Here is an 18,022-nt window from a genome sequence, read left to right on the forward strand (position 1 = left end):
GATCCTTCAAAGGCCTCGGCGTCTCACCCCCCACTGAACCGGATGGGAGAACCATGCCTGGTGGCCTGCTCCTGAGCGGCGCGATCGCCGCGCTCGTGACCACGGCACTACCCGCGCACCCCTCGTCCCCCGTGGTCACCGACCCGCCCCCGGACAAGATCGTCATCGATGTCGCCACGGTGAACGGCTCCGGCTGCCCCCAGGGCACGGCCGCGGTCGCCGTCTCCCCGGACAACACGGCCTTCACGGTGACCTACAGCGACTACCTCGCTCAGGCCGGCGGCAACTCCGACCCGACGGCGTTCCGCAAGAACTGCCAGCTCAACCTGATCGTCCACGTCCCGCAAGGGTTCACGTACGCCATCGCCAGCGCCGACTACCGCGGCTTCGCCTCGCTCCAGTCCGGCGCGAGCGCCACGCAGAAGGCCTCGTACTACTTCCAGGGCTCCTCGAACACCGCGTCCAAGACCCACCCCTTCAGCGGCCCCTACAACGACGACTGGCAGGCCACCGACACCACCGACTGGGCCCAGCTGGTCTGGGCTCCGTGCGGGGTGCTGCGCAACTTCAACATCAACACCGAGCTCCGGGTGAACGCGGGGAGCACCGCGCCGGGCAAGGTCAGCTTCATGACCATGGACTCGACGGACGGCGACATCAGCACGGTGTACCACATGGCGTGGAAGACGTGTCCGGGCTCCTGACGGCCCGGGTCCCCGCGTGAGACGACCCCGGCTCGCCCGGTACGGCCGGGCGGGCCGGGGCCGGTGTGCGGGGGCTGTCAGCCGGAGACACCCAGGGCGAGGGTCCCGCTGTAGCCGGAGGAGGCCGAACTGCCCAGGGCGGTGAGGGCGAGGAGGCCGGACGCGGCGCCTCCGCCGTCGTAGATGGAGTCCTGGGAGAGGGTGGTGCGGGTGACCGTGTTGGTCGAGTACGGCGAGACCTTGGCGACCGCCGTCGTGATCGTCTCGTTGAAGAACAGCTGACCGGTGTGGACGGTCTTGCCTCCGGTGAACGAACCGTCGGAGGTCAGTGTGACGCCCGTGTGCACCTTGACGTGGATGTGGATGCAGCGGCCCCGGTACCAGCCCGGGTAGATGGTCGTGATGCTGGCGACCCCGCTGGAGTTGGTGAGCACGCCGCCGCGCAGGAAGGTGCCGTCGTCGGGTTCGCTGTGGCCGTTGCTGCCGACGTAGCCGGAGTACTCGCCGAGCGCGTCGGCGTGCCAGATCTCCACCAGGGCGTTGCTGATGGGGGTGCAGGCGGAGTTGACGACGGTCAGCGCGAGCTTGAGCGGGACGCCCGCCTTGCCTTCGGTGATGTCGGTGCGGACGAGCGCTCCGTCGAGGTAGTAGGGGCCTTCGGTCATCTCCTTCGTGAGGCTGCAGACCGCCGCGGCGGCGACCGGCGCGGTGTCCGGTGTCTGCGCGGTCCGTTCGGTCTGCGTGGAGGCGGCTCCCACGGCCAGCGCGGCTGCCGTGGTGCCGGTGGCGATCAGTACGGTCCGGCGCCTGACCGAGTGGGCGGTGGGGGTGTCCGGGGTGCCCGGCGTGTGTGGGGTGTCTGTCATGGACACGGCACCGTAGGAGGGGATGCTGTCGATTCCCTGTCAGTTGGGCAAAGTCGCGGGGCGTCAAGGCCGAGGCCGGACAAGGGGGCCGGGGGCGCCCGCGACTGTCGAAGACTTTCGGGTCACCGCGAGCACCGTTGACGCGTCCGGGACCGGATCCTACGGTCCGCCGCATGACCCCCCACCGGACCCTCCTCGCCCTCCCCGCAGCCCTCCTCCTCGCCCTCGTCCCCACGGCCGCCTCCGCCTACCCCGCCCCGGGGAAGGTCACCGGCAGCGTCGTCGTGCACGATCCGACGATGGTCCGTACCCCGTCCGGCCGTTACCTGCTGTACGCCACCGGCGGCGGTCTGGGGTACCGGACCTCGACCGACCGGATCGCCTTCACCTCCGGCGGCGACGCCTTCGCCACGAAACCCGCCTGGTGGTCGTCGTACGCGACGGAAGCCTGGGCGCCGGACATCTCGTACCACGGCGGGAAGTACCTGATGTACTACGCCGTCTCGGCCTTCGGGTCCAACAAGTCGGCGATCGGGCTGGCCGGTTCCAGCACCGGGCTCCCCGGCTCCTGGAGCGACTACGGAATCGTGTACACCTCCACCACCGCCGCCGACTACAACGCCATCGACCCGAACCTCTTCGTCGACGACGACGGCACGTGGTGGCTGTCCTTCGGCAGTTGGTGGACCGGCATCAAGATGATCCGGATCGACCCGGCGACCGGGAAGCAGTACTCCGGGGACACCACCCGGTACTCGATCGCGTCCCGGCCGACCGGCAGCAAGGCCGTGGAAGCCCCGTACGTCGTGAAGCGGGGCGGCTATTACTACCTCTTCGCCTCCTACGACGTCTGCTGCCAGGGCACCGCTTCGACGTACAAGGTGAAGGTGGGGCGGGCCACGAAGGTCACGGGGCCCTACTACGACAGGAGCGGCGTCGCCATGACGAGCAACGGCGGGACCGCGGTCCTGGAGTCGCACGGCAGTGTGATCGGGCCCGGCGGGCAGTCCGTCATGAACGACACCGACGGGGACCTGATCGTCTACCACTACTACGACGGCAACGACAACGGCACACCCAAGCTGGGGATCAACCTGCTGAACTGGAGCAGCGGCTGGCCCGTGGCCTACTAGCCTTCCCGGCCGCTGCTCAAGCCGCTACCCGGCCTGCCCCATGCCCGCCGCGTTCGGCCAGCTCTGCGCGTTGGGCCAGCCGGTGGCCGGGGCGGGGGAGAGGCCCTGGGCGCCGGGGGCCGGGGCGGTCATGCCGCGGACCTGGGCCGCGGTGAGGCCGCCGCGGGCGGGGACCCCGGGCGGGGTGGGGCCGGTCATGGCGGCCGGGGCGGGTACCGGGGCAGGGGCCGGGGTCGGGGTGGGCGTCGGGAACGGCGCCGGGGTCGGCGTGGGGAACGGTGTCGGGGCGGGCACCGGCGCCGGGGCGGGTGCCGCCGCGACCGGCTGGGGGGCCTGCTGCGGCATCTGCTGGGGCATCATCTGCTGCGGCATCTGCTGGGGAACCTGCTGAGGGACGGCCTGGGCGAACGCCTGGGCTGCCGCCGGCATCGGCATCCCGCCGCCGACCGACGGTGCGGCGGCGGGGAGCGGCATGCCGGTGCCGGCGGCGGGGGCGGTCGGCAGACCCGGGGCGGGGCCGGCACCGACGGCCTGCGCGGCAAGCCCCAGCATTCCGGCTCCGTTGGTCTCGCTGACCAGGCGGTCGACAGCCGCCGTACCCGAGCTGTAGTTGGTCCCTGTACCCAGCTCGGGCACGGCGGCTCCCCTCCTGGTCCCGTAGAGCACCGACTCCAGGCCGGATACCAGGCGACGCACGTCGACCTGGGGGCGCACCACGAGCCGCAGGAAGCGACTGGACGAACCGATCTTGTTGCCGCACTCACGGACCAGGATCCGGTGCTCGGTGAGCATCCGATCCCGGACCACGGTGCCTTCGGCGCCGACGGGAAGGCGCACGAAGAGGAAGTTGCCCTGTGAGGGGTAGACGGTGAGGCCGGGCAGCGCGGAGAGCTGGCTGGCCATGTCGAGGCGGTCGCGGCGGACCTGCATCAGGCTCTGCGCGTACTCGGTGCCGTGCTCCTTGAGCATGAACACCACGTGCTCGGCGAAGGAGTTGAGGTTCCACTTGGGGAGCATGGAACGGACCTTGGTCGCGAGCGACGGGTTGGCGACCAGGTAGCCGAAGCGTATGCCGTGCAGGCCGAAGTTCTTGCCCAGGCTGCGCAGGACCACCACGTTGGGCCTGAGCATCGCCTCCTGGACCACGCTCGGGTCGGCCTCCGCGTCGGCGAACTCCAGGAAGGACTCGTCGATCACCACCAGGTCCAGGTCGGCCATCGCGTCCATGAACTGCACCACCGACTGCTTGCGCAGATAGCCGCCGTCGGGGTTGTTGGGGTTGCAGATGACCGCGACCCGGGTGCCGCGGGCCCGGATGAACTCGGCGTACTGGGCGAGGTCGAGGGCGAAGCCGCTGGACTCCTGGAGCGGGAACATGTCGACCCGCTTGCCGGTCTCCATCGGCTGGTCGGTCCAGCGGCCGAAGGTGGGCACCGGGATGGCGAGGGACTCGCGGACCAGGAGGTGGTCGATCCAGGTGATCAGCTCGGTCGAGCCGTTGCCCATGGCCACGCACTGCGGCGGGAGCTGGAGGAGGTTGCACAGCTCGGCAGTGATCGTGTCGGCGCTGCTGGGGTAGTACGTGATGATGTCGCGCAACCGGGCCGCCATGCCCTCGAACATGGCGGGGGTGGGGAAGTACGGGTTGCACGGGATGCAGAAGTCCACCGGGCCTGAACCGTCGCCCTCGCGCGTCAGCGCCGCCATCGAGGGGCTGTGCGCCGCCGTGTTGCGGAACAACGAGGTGACGTTGTCAGCCAAGGGAACCTCCGTCTATGGGTGGCCCGTGCGGGGGAGCACGGGCCACCCATGGATACGCGGACGGAGGTGACCGCGTTCAACTCAAGTGAAAGAAGTGTGACTTCACGCGCCGAACGAGTGGATGGTCGTCGTCCGGTATGTCTGCCCGGGCCGCAGCACCGTCGACGGGAACGACGGCTGGTTCGGCGAGTCCGGGAAGTGCTGCGTCTCCAGGCAGAGGGCGTCGCCCTGGCGGTAGGTGTCGCCACCGGTGCCGGTCAGGGTGCCGTCGAGGAAGTTGCCCGAGTAGAACTGCAGACCGGGCTGGTCGGTGGCGATCTTCAGGGTGCGGCCGGAGCGCGGGTCGCGCAGGGTGGCGACGTGCTCGGGCTTGGCGGTGATGCCCTTGTCCAGGACCCAGTTGTGGTCGAAGCCCTTGGCCTGCACCTGCTGGACGTGCCCGGCCCGGATGTCCCGGCCGATCGTCTTGGTCCTGCGGAAGTCGAAGGGGGTGCCGGAGACCTTCGCCAGCTCGCCGGTGGGGATCAGGCCCGAGTCGGTGGGCGTGTAGCGGGAGGCGGCGATCGTGAGCTCGTGGTTCTCGATGGTGCCGCTGCCCTCGCCGGCCAGGTTCCAGTAGACGTGGCTGGTGAGGTTGACGACGGTGGCCTTGTCGGTGGTGGCCGCGTAGTCGATGCGCCAGTCGCCGTGCTTGGTGAGGGTGTACGTCACCTTCACCTTGAGCGTGCCGGGGTAGCCCATCTCGCCGTCGACGCTGGTGTAGTACAGGTGCAGGCCGACGTCGGAGCCCTTGGTGAACGGCTCGACGTCCCAGGTGTGCTTGTCGAAGCCCTTGGTGCCGCCGTGCAGGCTGTTCACACCGTCGTTGACGGAGAGCTGGTAGCTCTTGCCGTCCAGGGTGAACTGGCCCTTGTCGATGCGGTTGCCGTAGCGGCCGATCAGGGCGCCGAAGTACGGGGTCTTGGCGACGTAGTCCTCGATGTTGTCGAAGCCCAGGGAGACGTTGGCCAGGCGGCCGTGCCGGTCGGGGATCTCCAGGGACTGGACGACGCCGCCCCAGGAGAGGACCTTCAGCCGCGTGCCGCCGTTCTCCAGCGACCAGCGGTACACCTTCGTGCCGTCGGCGAGCTTGCCGAAGAGCTCCTTCACCGGCTTCCTTCCTCCCGAGGAGGACGAGGCCGGGGAGGCCTCGGCCGTGCCCGTGCCGAGGGTGGTCGCGGCTATGCCCGTGGCCGCGGCGCCTGCGATGACCGTACGTCTGTTCAGTTCCACTTGCGGCTCCTGCAAAGGGAGGGGCCCCGCCGTTTCCGGCGGGGCCCGAGCTGACTTACGAACCGGACTTGCGCTTGTTCCATACGTCGAAGCCGACCGCCACCAGAAGGGCGAGGCCCTTGATGACCTGCTGCCAGTCGGTGCCGACGCTCAGGAGGTTCATGCCGTTGTTCAGCACGCCGAGGACGAGGCCGCCGATGATCGCGCCGAGGACGGTGCCCACACCGCCGCTCATGGACGCGCCACCGATGAACGACGAGGCGATCGCCTCGAGTTCGAAGTTCAGGCCCGCCTTCGGAGAGGCCGCGTTGAGGCGGGCGGCGACCACCAGACCCGCCAGGGCCGCGAGCACGCCCATGTTCAGGAAGACGTAGAAGGTGACCTTCTTGTCCTTGACGCCGGACAGCTTCGCCGCCGGCAGGTTGCCGCCGATCGCGTAGATGTGGCGGCCGAAGACGGCGTTGCGCATGACGTAGCCGTAGCCGACCACCAGCGCGCCGAGGATGATCAGGACGATCGGCGCGCCCTTGTAGCTGGCGAGCAGCATCGTCACGACGAGGATCGCGGCGACGATGGCGACGAGCTTGAGCAGGAAGATGTTCGTCGGCACCACGTCCAGCGAGAACTCCTGCTGGCGCTTGCGGTCGCGGAACTCCTGAAGGACCGTGAAGACGATCAGGGCGAGGCCCAGCAGCAGCGTGATGTTGTGGTAGTTGGTGGTCGGGCCGACCTCCGGGAGGAAGCCGTTGCCCATCTTCTGCAGGCCGTCCGGGAACGGGCCGAGGGTCTGGCCCTCCAGGAAGATCTCCGTCAGACCGCGGAAGATCAGCATCCCGGCCAGGGTGACGATGAACGAGGGTATGCCGAAGTAGGCGATCATGAACCCTTGCACCGCGCCCGCCACCGCGCCCACCACCAGGCACAGCACCAGGGCGACGGGCCAGGACACACCGTGTTCCACCGTCAGTACGGCCGCGAAGGCGCCGATGAACGCCGTCAGTGAGCCGACCGACAGGTCGATGTGGCCCGCGATGATCACCAGCATCATGCCGATCGCGAGGATCAGGATGTGGCTGTTCTGCAGCACCAGGTTGGAGACGTTGCGGGGCAGCAGCAGGTCGCCGTCGGTCCACACCGCGAACAGGGCCACGATCAGGCCGAGCGCGATCAGCATGCCGTACTGCCGCATGTTGTTGCGCAGGCCGTCCAGCATCAGCTGCAGCAGGCCGCCGGAGGCCGAGTCGCCGCTCTTCCCGGGCGGCGCCGGGGCCGGGGTCTTGGCGGTCACGTCCGTGCTCATCGGGTTACCTCTTTGTCCTTCGTCATCTGTCGCATCAGCGATTCCTGCGAGGCCTCGGCCCGTGAGAACTCGCCGGTCAGCCGCCCCGCGGCCATCGTGTAGATGCGGTCGCACATGCCGAGCAGCTCCGGCAGCTCGGAGGAGATGAAGACGACGGCCTTGCCCTGGGCCGCCAACTGGTCGATGACCGTGTAGATCTCGAACTTGGCGCCGACGTCGATGCCGCGCGTCGGCTCGTCCAGGATCAGCACGTCCGGACCCGCGAAGATCCACTTGCTCAGGACGACCTTCTGCTGGTTGCCGCCGGAGAGCTTGCCCACCGGCTCGAAGACGGTCGGCGCCTTGATGTTCATGGACTTGCGGAACCGCTCGGCGACCTGGCGCTCCTCGTGCTCGTCGACCACACCGCGCTTGGCCACCTTGTTCAGGGAGGTCAGCGAGATGTTGCGGTTGATGGTGTCGATGAGGTTGAGGCCGTAGTGCTTGCGGTCCTCGGTGACGTAGGCGATGCCGTGCCCGATCGCCTCCGCGACGGACTTGGTACGGATCTCCTTGCCGTCCTTGAGGACCGTGCCGCCCGCGTACCGGCCGTAGGAGCGCCCGAAGACGCTCATGGCGAGTTCGGTGCGGCCGGCGCCCATGAGGCCCGCGATGCCGACGATCTCACCCCGGCGCACCTCGATCGACACGTCGTCGACCACCTTGCGCTGCTGGTCGATCGGGTGGTGCACGGTCCAGTCGCGGATCTCCAGGGCCGGGGCCGCGCCCTCCTCCGGCTGGTGCGGGGTGCGCTCGGGGAAGCGGTGGTCGAGGTCGCGGCCGACCATGCCGCTGATGATCCGGTCCTCGGTGGTCTCCGCGGCCTTCACGTCGAGCGTCTCGATGGAGTGCCCGTCCCGGATGATCGTCACCGAGTCGGCGACGTGGCGGATCTCGTTGAGCTTGTGGGAGATGATGATCGAGGTGATGCCCTGCTTCTTCAGCTCCAGGATGAGGTCGAGCAGCTTGCCGCTGTCCTCGTCGTTCAGCGCCGCCGTCGGCTCGTCCAGGATGAGCAGCTTCACCTTCTTCGACAGCGCCTTCGCGATCTCCACGAGCTGCTGCTTGCCCACGCCGATGTCGGCGACGCGGGTCTCCGGGTGGTCGTTCAGACCGACCCGGCGCAGCAGTTCGGTGGCGTGCTTGAGCGTGTCGTTCCAGTTGATGAACCCGCGCGTGGCGTGTTCGTTGCCGAGGAAGATGTTCTCGGCGATGGAGAGGTACGGCACCAGCGCCAGTTCCTGGTGGATGATGACGATGCCGTGGTGCTCACTGGCCCGGATGTCCTTGAAGTTGCAGAGCTCTCCCTCGAAGAGGATCTCGCCCTCGTAACTGCCGTGCGGATGGACACCGGAGAGCACCTTCATCAAGGTGGACTTTCCGGCGCCGTTCTCGCCGCAGATGGCGTGGACCTCGCCCTGACGAACGGTCAGTGTGACGTCCGAGAGCGCTTTGACACCGGGAAAGGTCTTGACGATCGAGCGCATTTCCAGGACGGGTCCCGCCATGGTCGTGCCTTCCAGTCGTGTGCGGTCAGGGGTGCGGCGGTTACTTGAGCTGGCCGTCCGTGTAGTAGCCGCCCTTGACCAGCACGTCCTCGTAGTTGGTCTTGTCGACGCTCACCGGCTGCAGCAGGTAGGCGGGGACGACCTTGGTGCCGTTGTCGTACGACTTGGTGTCGTTGACCTCGGGCTTCTTGCCCTTCAGGACGTCGTCGACCATCGTCGAGGCGACCTCGGCGAGCTTGCGGAGGTCCTTGTAGATGGTCTGCGTCTGCTGACCGGCGATGATCGACTTCACCGAGGCGAGCTCGGCGTCCTGGCCGGTGATGACCGGCAGCGGCTTGGTCTTGGAGCCGTAGCCGTCCGACTTCAGCGCCGAGAGGATGCCGATGGAGATGCCGTCGTACGGCGAGAGGACGGCGTCGACCTTCTCGCTCTTGTACGAGGAGGTGAGGATGTCGTCCATGCGCCGCTGGGCGGTGGCGCCGTCCCAGCGCAGGGTGGTGACCTTGTTGAGCGCGGTCTGGCCGGAGCGCACGACCAGCTGCTTCTTGTCGATGTACGGCTTCAGGACGCTCATCGCGCCGTTGAAGAAGTACCGGGTGTTGTTGTCGTCGTTCGAGCCGGCGAACAGCTCGATGTTGAACGGGCCCTTCTTGCCGCTGTCCAGGCCGAGCTTGTGCACGATGTACGTGCCCTGCAGCCGGCCGACCTTCTCGTTGTCGAAGGACGCGTAGTAGTCGACGTTCTTGGTGCCGAGGATCAGGCGGTCGTAGGAGATGACCGGGATGTTGGCGTCCGCGGCCTGCTGCAGCACGCTGTTCAGGGACTTGTTGTCGATCGCCGCGACGATCAGGCCCTTGACGCCCTGGGTGATCAGGTTCTCGATCTGCGAGACCTGCTGCTCCGGGTCGTCCTCGCCGTAGACCAGCTTGGTCTTGTAGCCCTTGGCCTGGAGGTCCTTCTCGACGTTCTTGCCGTCGTTGATCCAGCGCTCGGAGGACTTGGTCGGCATCGCGATGCCGATGGTGCCGCCCTTGCTGCTGCCCGTCTTCTCCTTGCTGCCGCCCTCGCCGCTCTGGCCACAGGCGGACAGGGTGAGGGCGAGGGAGGCGGCTCCGGCTATGGCGGCGAGTGCGGCTCTGCGGTTGCGCATGATGAATCAGTCCTTGGTCGTCTCGTCGTTGAGAGGGGTCACGCGTTGGTGGGGAAGCGGTTGAGCGGGCCGGGCAGCCGGGAGCCGAGCGGCGCCATGTCGCCGTCCGCGCCGTGCCGGGCGAGCAGGTCCAGGGCGAGACGGCCGCGCCGCACCCGCTCCCGGGCGGTGTCCAGGGTCACGTCCCGCAGGTGGGTGCCCCACGGGTAGATGCCGGGAGCCTTGGACAGGCCGAACTTCAGGTAGAGCGGTGCGCCGCGCCGGATCAGCTCGGCGACCTCGTACATCCGGATGTATCCGCCGAGGTCGTCGGGGGCCTCGATGTACATGTCCATGGGGGCGCCGGAGACCCGTCTGATCTCTGTGAGGTGATCGAGCGTCAGGTCACTGGGCACGTTGACGGAGTCGGCGCCCAGCCCCTCGTACACCGCATACGAGGCGGGGTTGACCGGCCCGATCAGCGCCGACACCTTCAGGGTGGTGTCGGCCGGGATGATGCCCTCCCGGCGCGCCCGGTGCAGCGTCCACAGCACGCCCTCGTCGGCGACGAGGAGGCACTTGACGCCCAGCTCGGTGGCCCGGACGGCGTCCTCGACGCAGCCGGCGACCGCGTCGTGGCCGCGCGCCCGAAGGCCCGCGCCGCGCGAGTCGGTGCGCACCGAGCCGCCGATGTCCCAGGTGCCGCGCGGGCCGGTGAACAGGCAGAGTTCGATGTCGCGTTCGGCCGTGGAGTCGACCATCTCGGTGATCTCGGCGTCGGTCAGCATCCACACGCCGCTGCCCTGGCTGATGCGGTGGATGGGCACGTCGAGTCGCGAGGCCTCCTTCAGGACGACCGCCAGCGCCTCGGGACCCTCGCACGAGGGGATCTCGGTGCGCCAGCGACCGCCGCCCGGGAAGGAGTGGGGCGAGGCGTCGGCGGGGTCGAGGGCGGGCGCGCCCAGGCCGAGGGCGGCGAGCGCCTGCTCACCGGGCCTGCGGGCTGCCGTGGCGGAAGCGTCGGTCACAAGCTGTCCTTAGTGTTCGGTATGTCGGACGAGGTTCGCGGCTCGGGGTACGAAAAAGCCGGATGTACACCGGTACGGGGGTGGTCAGGTCACCCCCGTACCGGCGTACGGCTAGGGGCGGAGCAGTACCTTGCCGACCTTCGGGTCGCCTGCTCCCACCAGCTCGATGGCCTGCGAGAACTCGGTCAGCGGCAGCTCGTGCGTGACCAGTGGCGACGGATCCAGCAGTCCGGCGCCGAACACCCGCACCGTGTGCGCCCAGGCGTCCGGCGGCGCACCGAAGACGGTGTGCACCTCCAGCTGCCGTACGACGAGGTCGGTCGGGTCGAGACCGTCGGCGCCCGGCGCCGGGATCCCTGTCAGGACCAGGCGTCCGCCGCGCCTGAGCAGGGAGGCGGCGGTGCGCGCGGCGGACGCGGACCCGGCGGTCTCGATGACGACGTCGAAGTCGTCCGGGAGCTCCTGGTCCTTGAGGCGGAAGTCGGTGGCGCCGAACTGCCTGGACAGCGCCTCCCGGTCGCCCCGGGTGCCGACGACCAGCAGTTCGGCCGGGGAGACCGCCTTCAGGAACTGCACGGCGAACATCCCGAGCGTCCCGGTGCCCACCACCGCCATCCGCTCGCCCGGCTGGGCGTTCGCCTTCAGCGCGGCGGCCGCGATGCAGGCGGCCGGCTCCAGCAGGGCGGCGGCGGTCAGGTCGGCGTCGTCCGGCAGCGCGTGCAGCAGCCGGGCCGGGAGGGTGAGCGTGGTGGCCATGGCGCCCGGCTGGGTGAAGCCGGTCTCCTCGTACCCCGCGCTGCACAGGGTGGTCTCACCCGCGTGGCAGCGGTCGCACACCTGGCAGTTGCGGAAGCCCTCGCCGACCACCTTGCGGCCGACCAGCGACGAGGGCACCCCGGCGCCCACCGCCCGCACGGTCCCGGACCACTCGTGGCCGGGGGTGAGCGGGTAGCGGACGTATCCCTCGGGCCGGTTGCCCTGGTAGACCTCGCGGTCGCTGCCGCAGATGCCCACGGCGTGCACGGCGACCAGCGCCTCGCCCGGACCGGGCTCGCGCGGCTCGTGCGGGACGACCTGGTGGGCGCCCGGTGCCTCGATGACGACCGCGGTGCTCACTTCTGGGTGCCCTTCGGCTTGCGCTGCTCCCAGCCCTCGGCCCACAGGTCGAACCGGGCCTGCTGCTGCGGGAACTCGGCCGCCGCGTCGGTGTCCAGCTCGACGCCGAGGCCGGGCTTGTCGGAGAGGTGGAAGTAGCCGTCCACGACCTCGGGGGCGCCCTTGACGACCTTCTTGATGTCCGCGTCGGCGAAGTCGTTGAAGTGCTCGAGGATCTTGAAGTTGGGGGAGGTGAAGCCGACCTGGAGGCTCGCGGCCGTCAGGACCGAACCGCCCACGTTGTGCGGGGCCACCAGCATGTAGTGGGTCTCGGCGGTCGCGGCCAGCTTCCGGGTCTCCCAGATGCCGCCGATGTGGCCGACGTCCGGCTGGATGATGTCCACGGCCTGGCTGTCGAAGAGCTCGCGGAACTCGATCCGGTCGTGGATCCGCTCACCCGTGGCGACCGGGATGTCGACCTTGGCGGCGACCTTCTCCAGCGCCTTGAGGTTCTCCGGCGGCACCGGCTCCTCCAGCCAGGCCGGCTTGAAGGGGGCCAGCTCCTTGGCCAGGCGGACGGCGGTGGCGGGGGAGAAGCGGCCGTGCATCTCCAGCATCAGCTCGGCGTCCGGGCCGATGGCGTCCCGCACGGCCTCGATCAGGGAGACGGCGTACAGGCTCTGCTCGTGGTCGAGCTCGAAGTGGCCGGTGCCGAAGGGGTCGATCTTGAGCGCCTTGTAACCGCGCTCCATGACCCCCTGGGCGGCCTTGTGGTAGGCCTCCGGGGTGCGCTCGGTCGTGTACCACCCGTTGGCGTAGGCCTTCACCTTGTCGGTGACCTTGCCGCCCAGCAGCTGCCAGACCGGGACGCCCAGCGCCTTGCCCTTGATGTCCCAGCAGGCCATCTCGACGACCGCGATGCCGGACATCACGATCTCACCCGCACGGCCGTAGTCGCCGTACTTCATCCGGCGTACGAGGTCCTCGACAGCGAACGGGTCGGAACCGAGAATGTGGTTGGCCTCCGCCTCGCGGAGGTAGCCGATCAGCGCGTCGGTGTGACCGAGCATCCTGGTCTCGCCGACTCCGGTGATTCCCTCGTCGGTGTGCACCTGGACGTAGGTCAGGTTGCGCCACGGCGTCCCGACCACGTGTGTGCTGATTCCGGTGATGCGCACGGCGGTTGCCCCTCAGCTGTTCGAGATTTCGTCACACGTTCGAAATGCTGGCGTGACAGTAAGGACGGGGCGGTCGGGGTGTCAATGGGTCGAACGGATAACGGTTTCGACAAGGCTTTCGAGAATTCTTTCGGTCCCCCACGAAACCTTCACAGTGGCGCCTAGGAACGTGACCCGCCGGGAACTTAGTCTTCCCGCGTCATGGACTACTGCCACCCGTGCCGACGGCACCTCAACGGCGCCCTCGCCTGCCCGGGGTGCGGCGCACCAGCGCAGACGCTTCGCGCGTACGCGTATGTTCCTGAGGGCGCCGGAGCGCCGTACGCGCCGCACGGAGATGCCGTAGCCCCCTACGCGCACGAGGAAGCCGAAGCGCCCTACGCCCAGGCGGACTTGGCGGACGGTGACGAGTCGGCGAACGCCGTGGACACCGCGGACGACGAGCCGCGGGGCCGGGCGGCGGACCGGCGCCGGTCGCGCGGGCGCGGCGGGGATGACGAGGGTCCGGCGGGCGCGGCGGCGAGTCGTCGCGACCGCAAGGCCGCGGCGCACCGTCGCCGGCGGCGGCGCACCCTCCTGATCGCCGCGGGCTTCGTCCTGGCGGCGGGCGGGCTGAGCCTCGCGGAGCTGGGCATCGACGCTCCCGGATTCCCGGGTCAGAAGCCCGCGGCGTCCGGCGACGAGTCCGCGGACGGCGGTACGTCCTCCACCGGCCCGGAGCAGTCGGCCCGGCCCCTGGAGGGCGCCTCACCGGGCACGGGCACGGGCACGGCCACGCCGGACGCGTCCGCGTCGCCCTCGGCCTCGGCCTCGAAGTCCGCCAAGGCGTCCGAGTCCCCCGACGCCAAGAGCACCGACAAGTCCCAGCAGTCGGCGACGACAACCCCGGGCGGAGCCGCCCACGCCCCCACCTCCCCCGCCACCACCCAGCCCACGGCCACCCCCACCACGGCCCCGACAACCTCCGCCCCGACCCCCGAACCGTCCCCGTCGCAGACGTGCAACCGCTTCCTGTGGTGGTGCACATGACCTGACGGCCACCCCTGCCCCGGGCGTGTCCCCGGCCGGGGTTGTGACGCTGGGTCACCGTCCCGGGCGTGTCCCGGGTGCGGGTGTGACGCTGAGCCACCGGCCCGGGCGTGTCCTGGGCGGGCTGTTACGTGGGGGTCACCGCCACGACCACCCCCCGGTCGACCGCGGGGCTGACCGCTGCTGACAGCCGGACCGCTGCGGCACGGGTGGCCCGGCCGGTGTGGGAGGCGGTGGCGAGGAGGAGGGGCTGGAGTTGCTCCAGGCTCGCCACCAGCAGTTCCTCGCCCGCGACCAGCAGGGGACGGGCGGCCTTGGTGGTGGCCGCGGCGGCCTCCGTGAGGTCGGCGAGGGGTGGGAGCGTGGCGCGGGCGAGGCCGGCGCCGACGGTGGCCGCGCGTTCGGCGAGGGCCACCTGGAGGGGCAGCAGGGGAGCGAGCGCCGCGGTCAGCGCGTCGGCGATGCGGCGCAGCTCGGGGGTGGAGTCGCGCAGGACCTCGGCCGCCGCCCGGAGTACCGGGGTGAGGGCCAGGAGGGCGCCCGCGGCGAGGCCCGCGGTGGCGGGCAGCAGCGGGGACAGCGCCTCGGTCAGCTCCCCGGCCACCGCCGCGCACTCCTCCACCGCCGGCTCCACCGCGTCCAGCACCGGCAGCAGGCTGTCGCCGAGGGCGGCGAGCAGGGCCTGGGCGGGTTCGCTGACCGGGTGCGTGGCCAGCGGGGCGCCGGTCGCGCCCAGGCGGGTCAGGGTGTCGAGGACGCGGTAGAACGCCTCCTGAGCCTGCGGTGAGGCGCTGACCTCGGCCAGTTCGGCCGTGGTCCGGCGCAGCACCCGCAGCAGCTCGGTGCCCGAACCGTCCCGTGGGTCGAGGGTGTTGACCGCGATCTTGGTGATGTTCCCGGCCGTGTCCAGGAGCTGGCCGGTGATGTCGGTGCCGCTGCGCACCATGCGCAGCACGGCGCCCCTGCTGGGGAGCGAAGGAATGGTCGCCACGGGCCCCTCCCGCCTCGCCTGTGCCCGCCCCGGGCCCTGTCGTCACCAGCATGCCCCCTGCGGCGCCTGTGCAGGGGCTGTTGAGTCGAAGGGACGCGTCCCGCCGTATTCGATCTAGGGAATCACCCGGAGGAGGCACGCGGATGACGCAGGAGATCACCGTCCATGGCACGGTCGCCGACGGCTTCGAGGCGGTACGCGAGGAGTTCGCCGCGTTCGTCGCCGAGGAACGCGGCGACTACGAGGGGCAGTTGTGCGCGTACGTACACGGGCGGCGGGTCGTCGACCTGTGGGCGGGCGAGTCCGCCGGCGGGGACTCGCTGTACGGGGTCCACTCGTCCACCAAGGGCGCCGCCCATCTCGTGGTCGCGCTGCTCGTGCAGGACGGCACACTGGAACTGGACCGCAAAGTCACCTACTACTGGCCGGAGTTCGCGGCGGAGGGCAAGGGCTCGCTGACCCTGCGTGACGTACTCGCGCACCGGGCGGGCCTGGTCGGCACCGACACCGGCTTCACCCCGGCGGAGCTGGCCGACGACCGGGTGATGGCCGAACGCCTCGCCGACCAGCGGCCGTTCTGGCGGCCCGGCACCGGCTTCGGCTACCACGCCCTGGTCATCGGCGCGCTGACCGGCGAGGTCGTACGGCGCGCCACCGGCCGTACGATCCAGGAACTGCACGAGGAACGGGTGCGCGCCCCCTACGGCCTGGACTTCTACCTGGGCCTGCCCGCGTCCCGCGAGTCCCGTTTCCGCACCGCCCAGCCGATGCTCCCGACCGCGAAGCAGCAGGCGCTGCTGGACGCGCTGCCGACCGGGCCGCACACGCTGGCGTCGATCGCCTTCAACCGGCACGCGGCCGAACCGACCGACCTGCAGACGCTGCCGAACGACCGGTGCGTCCGCGCCAAGGGCCCGGCGTCGGTCGGCGGGGTGGCCTCGGCGCGCGGCCTGGCCGGGCTGTACGCGGCGGTGATCAGCGAGGTCGACGGCAAGGCGCCCCTGCTGAAGCCGGACACGGTGGCGGAGTTCGGGCAGCTGCACTCCGCCGGGTACGACCTGGTGGCCCGCTCCCACAAGTCGTACGGCCTGGGCTTCCAGGCGACCGCCGACACCTGGCACCCCTTCCTGGGTGCCGGGGCGTTCGGGCACAGCGGCGCGGCCGGCTCCCAGGCCTTCGCCGACCCGCTGAGCGGTCTGGCCTACGGCTACGCCCGGCGCCGGTGCGCCTTCCCGGGCGGGGCGGCACCGGAGAACGACCGGCTGGTCGGGGCGGTGCACAGGGCGGCGCTGGCGGGCTGACGCCCGTACCGCCGTGATCGCCGAGAGGCCGCACCCCACGTCCAGGGGTGCGGCCTCCGCCGTACGCAACGACCGCGGCCGGACCGGCGTCACGGGGATGTCAGAGCTTGACGATCATCTTCCCGGTGTTGTCCCCGCGCAGGACGCCGAGGAACGCCTCCAGGTTGTTCTCGATGCCCTCGACGACCGTCTCGCGGTACTTCAGCTCGCCGGAGCGGACCCAGGCGCCGACCTCCTGGACGAACTGCGGCTGGAGGTCGTAGTGGTCGTTGACCAGGAAGCCCTCGATGCGGCCCCGGGTCTGGATGAGGCGGGCGAGGTTCTTCGGGCCGGGGGCGGGCTCGGTGTTGTTGTAGATCGAGATCATGCCGCAGACCGCGATCCGGCCACCCTCGTTGAGGGAGCCGATGGCCGCCTCCAGGTGGTCGCCGCCGACGTTGTCGAAGTAGACGTCGACGCCGTCGGGGGCGGCCTCGCGCAGCTGCTCGCCCACGGGGCCGTTCTTGTAGTTGAAGGCCGCGTCGAAACCGTACTCCTCGACGAGCAGCTTCACCTTCTCGTCGGACCCGGCCGAGCCGATGACCCGCGAGGCGCCCTTGAGCTTGGCGATCTGGCCGACCTGGCTGCCCACGGCACCGGCCGCGCCGGAGACGAAGACGGAGTCGCCCTCCTTGAAGGAGGCGGTGCGCAGCAGGCCGGCGTAGGCGGTCAGGCCGGTCATGCCGAGGACGCCGAGGTACGTCGACAGGGGCGCGGCCTCCGGGTCGACCTTGACGGCGGTCTTCGCGCCCACGACCGCGTACTCGCGCCAGCCGAGGAAGTGCAGCACGTGGTCGCCGACGGAGATGCCCTCGGCGTTGGAGGCGACGACCTCGCCCACGGCCCCGCCCTGCATGGCCTTGCCCAGCTCGAAGGGGGCGACGTACGACTTGGCGGCGCTCATGCGGCCGCGCATGTACGGGTCGACGGAGAGGTACTTGTTCCGCACCAGCACCTGGCCCTCACCCGGCGTCGGTACCTCCGCCTCGACCAGGGCGAAGTCCTCGGGCTTCGGCCAGCCGACCGGGCGGCTGAGCAGGTGCCATTCGCGGTTGATCATGAGTTGCGCCTTTCCATGTGCGTCATTGACTCTTTGCGACTCTGAAATTTACTTCAGTACCTGAAACAACCATGCTCCTGAATATTTCAGGATGTCAAGTAACCGGGTACCCTGGAGGACATGTCCACCCCATCGAAGACCCGCCGCCCCGACGAGCTGTCCATGGAGGTCGTCGAGCTCATCGGGGACGTCGTGGCCCGGTTCTACGCCGACTACGAGGAGGCGGCGGGGGAGCACACGCTCACCGGTGCGCAGGCCCGTCTGCTGAGTCTGCTTTCCCTGGAGCCGCTGCCCATGCGCAAGCTGGCGCAGAAGCTGAAGTGCGAGCCGTCGAACGTCACCGGGATCGTGGACCGCCTGGAGTCTCGGGGCCTGGTCGAGCGCCGCCCCGACCCGGCCGACCGCCGGGTGAAGCTGGCCGCCGCCACCGACGAGGGCCGCCGGGTCGCCCGGGACCTGCGCGAGGGCCTGCGCTTCGCCCGTGAACCGCTGGCCGGACTCTCCGACGAGGAGCGGCTCGCCCTGCGGGACCTGCTGCGGCGGATGCTGTCCGCCTGAGGCCCGAGCCGGGGCCCCGACCCGCCCCGAT

16 protein-coding genes are annotated in these 18,022 nt (G+C 70.0%); 5 read left to right on the forward strand and 11 right to left on the reverse strand.

Annotation, left to right across the window (positions count from 1 at the left end; genetic code table 11):
• Positions 1-53: 53 nt before the first annotated feature.
• The gene (locus ACZ7L0_RS30805; protein WP_471245792.1) at positions 54-704 is read left to right on the forward strand and encodes a DUF4360 domain-containing protein; all 651 of its coding nucleotides are present in this window, start codon (positions 54-56) and stop codon (positions 702-704) included.
• 77 nt (positions 705-781) lie between these two features.
• Here the strand turns inward: ACZ7L0_RS30805 and ACZ7L0_RS30810 are convergent, their stop codons facing one another.
• Complete coding sequence (locus tag ACZ7L0_RS30810; protein WP_471245793.1) at positions 782-1,570, reverse strand: intradiol ring-cleavage dioxygenase; 789 nt, start codon at positions 1,568-1,570, stop codon at positions 782-784.
• Positions 1,571-1,743: 173 nt separating this feature from the next.
• On the opposite strand from ACZ7L0_RS30810, the gene ACZ7L0_RS30815 reads away from it, so the two are divergent.
• The gene (locus ACZ7L0_RS30815) at positions 1,744-2,703 is read left to right on the forward strand and encodes an arabinan endo-1,5-alpha-L-arabinosidase (protein WP_471245794.1); all 960 of its coding nucleotides are present in this window, start codon (positions 1,744-1,746) and stop codon (positions 2,701-2,703) included.
• A 24-nt stretch (positions 2,704-2,727) separates the two neighbouring features.
• Here ACZ7L0_RS30815 and ACZ7L0_RS30820 read toward each other — a convergent pair whose 3' ends face one another.
• From ACZ7L0_RS30820 to ACZ7L0_RS30855, 8 genes are all read right to left on the reverse strand, one after another.
• Positions 2,728-4,464: a pyridoxal phosphate-dependent aminotransferase gene (locus ACZ7L0_RS30820; protein WP_471245795.1), complete on the reverse strand. Its 1,737-nt coding sequence runs from the start codon at positions 4,462-4,464 to the stop codon at positions 2,728-2,730.
• 102 nt (positions 4,465-4,566) lie between these two features.
• Positions 4,567-5,736, reverse strand: coding sequence for an aldose epimerase family protein (locus tag ACZ7L0_RS30825; RefSeq protein WP_471245796.1), 1,170 nt, complete (start codon positions 5,734-5,736; stop codon positions 4,567-4,569).
• A gap of 55 nt (positions 5,737-5,791) precedes the next feature.
• A complete protein-coding gene (mmsB, locus tag ACZ7L0_RS30830) occupies positions 5,792-7,036 on the reverse strand; it encodes a multiple monosaccharide ABC transporter permease (RefSeq protein WP_471245797.1) in 1,245 nt (414 codons plus the stop codon).
• Positions 7,033-8,583, reverse strand: coding sequence for a multiple monosaccharide ABC transporter ATP-binding protein (gene mmsA / locus ACZ7L0_RS30835; protein ID WP_471245798.1), 1,551 nt, complete (start codon positions 8,581-8,583; stop codon positions 7,033-7,035). The genes mmsB and mmsA overlap by 4 nt, the downstream gene beginning before the upstream one ends.
• 40 nt (positions 8,584-8,623) lie before the next feature.
• A complete protein-coding gene (gene chvE, locus ACZ7L0_RS30840) occupies positions 8,624-9,733 on the reverse strand; it encodes a multiple monosaccharide ABC transporter substrate-binding protein (protein ID WP_471245799.1) in 1,110 nt (369 codons plus the stop codon).
• Positions 9,734-9,771: 38 nt separating this feature from the next.
• Positions 9,772-10,740, reverse strand: coding sequence for a hypothetical protein (locus ACZ7L0_RS30845; RefSeq protein ID WP_471245800.1), 969 nt, complete (start codon positions 10,738-10,740; stop codon positions 9,772-9,774).
• 111 nt (positions 10,741-10,851) lie between these two features.
• Positions 10,852-11,856 (reverse strand): zinc-dependent alcohol dehydrogenase, encoded by a 1,005-nt coding sequence (locus ACZ7L0_RS30850; protein ID WP_471245801.1) that lies wholly within the window; start codon positions 11,854-11,856, stop codon positions 10,852-10,854.
• On the reverse strand, positions 11,853-13,013 hold the full coding sequence (locus tag ACZ7L0_RS30855) for a mandelate racemase/muconate lactonizing enzyme family protein (RefSeq protein WP_471245802.1): 1,161 nt from the start codon (positions 13,011-13,013) through the stop codon (positions 11,853-11,855). The genes ACZ7L0_RS30850 and ACZ7L0_RS30855 overlap by 4 nt, the downstream gene beginning before the upstream one ends.
• 201 nt (positions 13,014-13,214) lie before the next feature.
• On the opposite strand from ACZ7L0_RS30855, the gene ACZ7L0_RS30860 reads away from it, so the two are divergent.
• On the forward strand, positions 13,215-14,042 hold the full coding sequence (locus tag ACZ7L0_RS30860; RefSeq protein ID WP_471245803.1) for an SCO2400 family protein: 828 nt from the start codon (positions 13,215-13,217) through the stop codon (positions 14,040-14,042).
• 127 nt (positions 14,043-14,169) lie between these two features.
• Here ACZ7L0_RS30860 and ACZ7L0_RS30865 read toward each other — a convergent pair whose 3' ends face one another.
• Positions 14,170-15,033: a hypothetical protein gene (locus ACZ7L0_RS30865; protein WP_471245804.1), complete on the reverse strand. Its 864-nt coding sequence runs from the start codon at positions 15,031-15,033 to the stop codon at positions 14,170-14,172.
• Positions 15,034-15,176: 143 nt separating this feature from the next.
• Between ACZ7L0_RS30865 and ACZ7L0_RS30870 the strand changes: the two genes are divergently transcribed.
• Entirely contained in the window at positions 15,177-16,334 is a 1,158-nt protein-coding gene (locus ACZ7L0_RS30870; RefSeq protein ID WP_471245805.1) for a serine hydrolase domain-containing protein, read from the forward strand.
• Positions 16,335-16,434: 100 nt separating this feature from the next.
• Here the strand turns inward: ACZ7L0_RS30870 and ACZ7L0_RS30875 are convergent, their stop codons facing one another.
• Positions 16,435-17,433, reverse strand: a complete 999-nt coding sequence (locus tag ACZ7L0_RS30875) for an NADP-dependent oxidoreductase (RefSeq protein WP_471245806.1) — start codon at positions 17,431-17,433, stop codon at positions 16,435-16,437.
• A gap of 120 nt (positions 17,434-17,553) precedes the next feature.
• Here ACZ7L0_RS30875 and ACZ7L0_RS30880 point away from each other — a divergent pair, with 120 nt between their 5' ends.
• The gene (locus ACZ7L0_RS30880; RefSeq protein ID WP_471245807.1) at positions 17,554-17,991 is read left to right on the forward strand and encodes a MarR family winged helix-turn-helix transcriptional regulator; all 438 of its coding nucleotides are present in this window, start codon (positions 17,554-17,556) and stop codon (positions 17,989-17,991) included.
• Positions 17,992-18,022 lie beyond the last annotated feature (31 nt).

It is taken from the genome of Streptomyces sp. NPDC039424 (genome assembly GCF_055639495.1).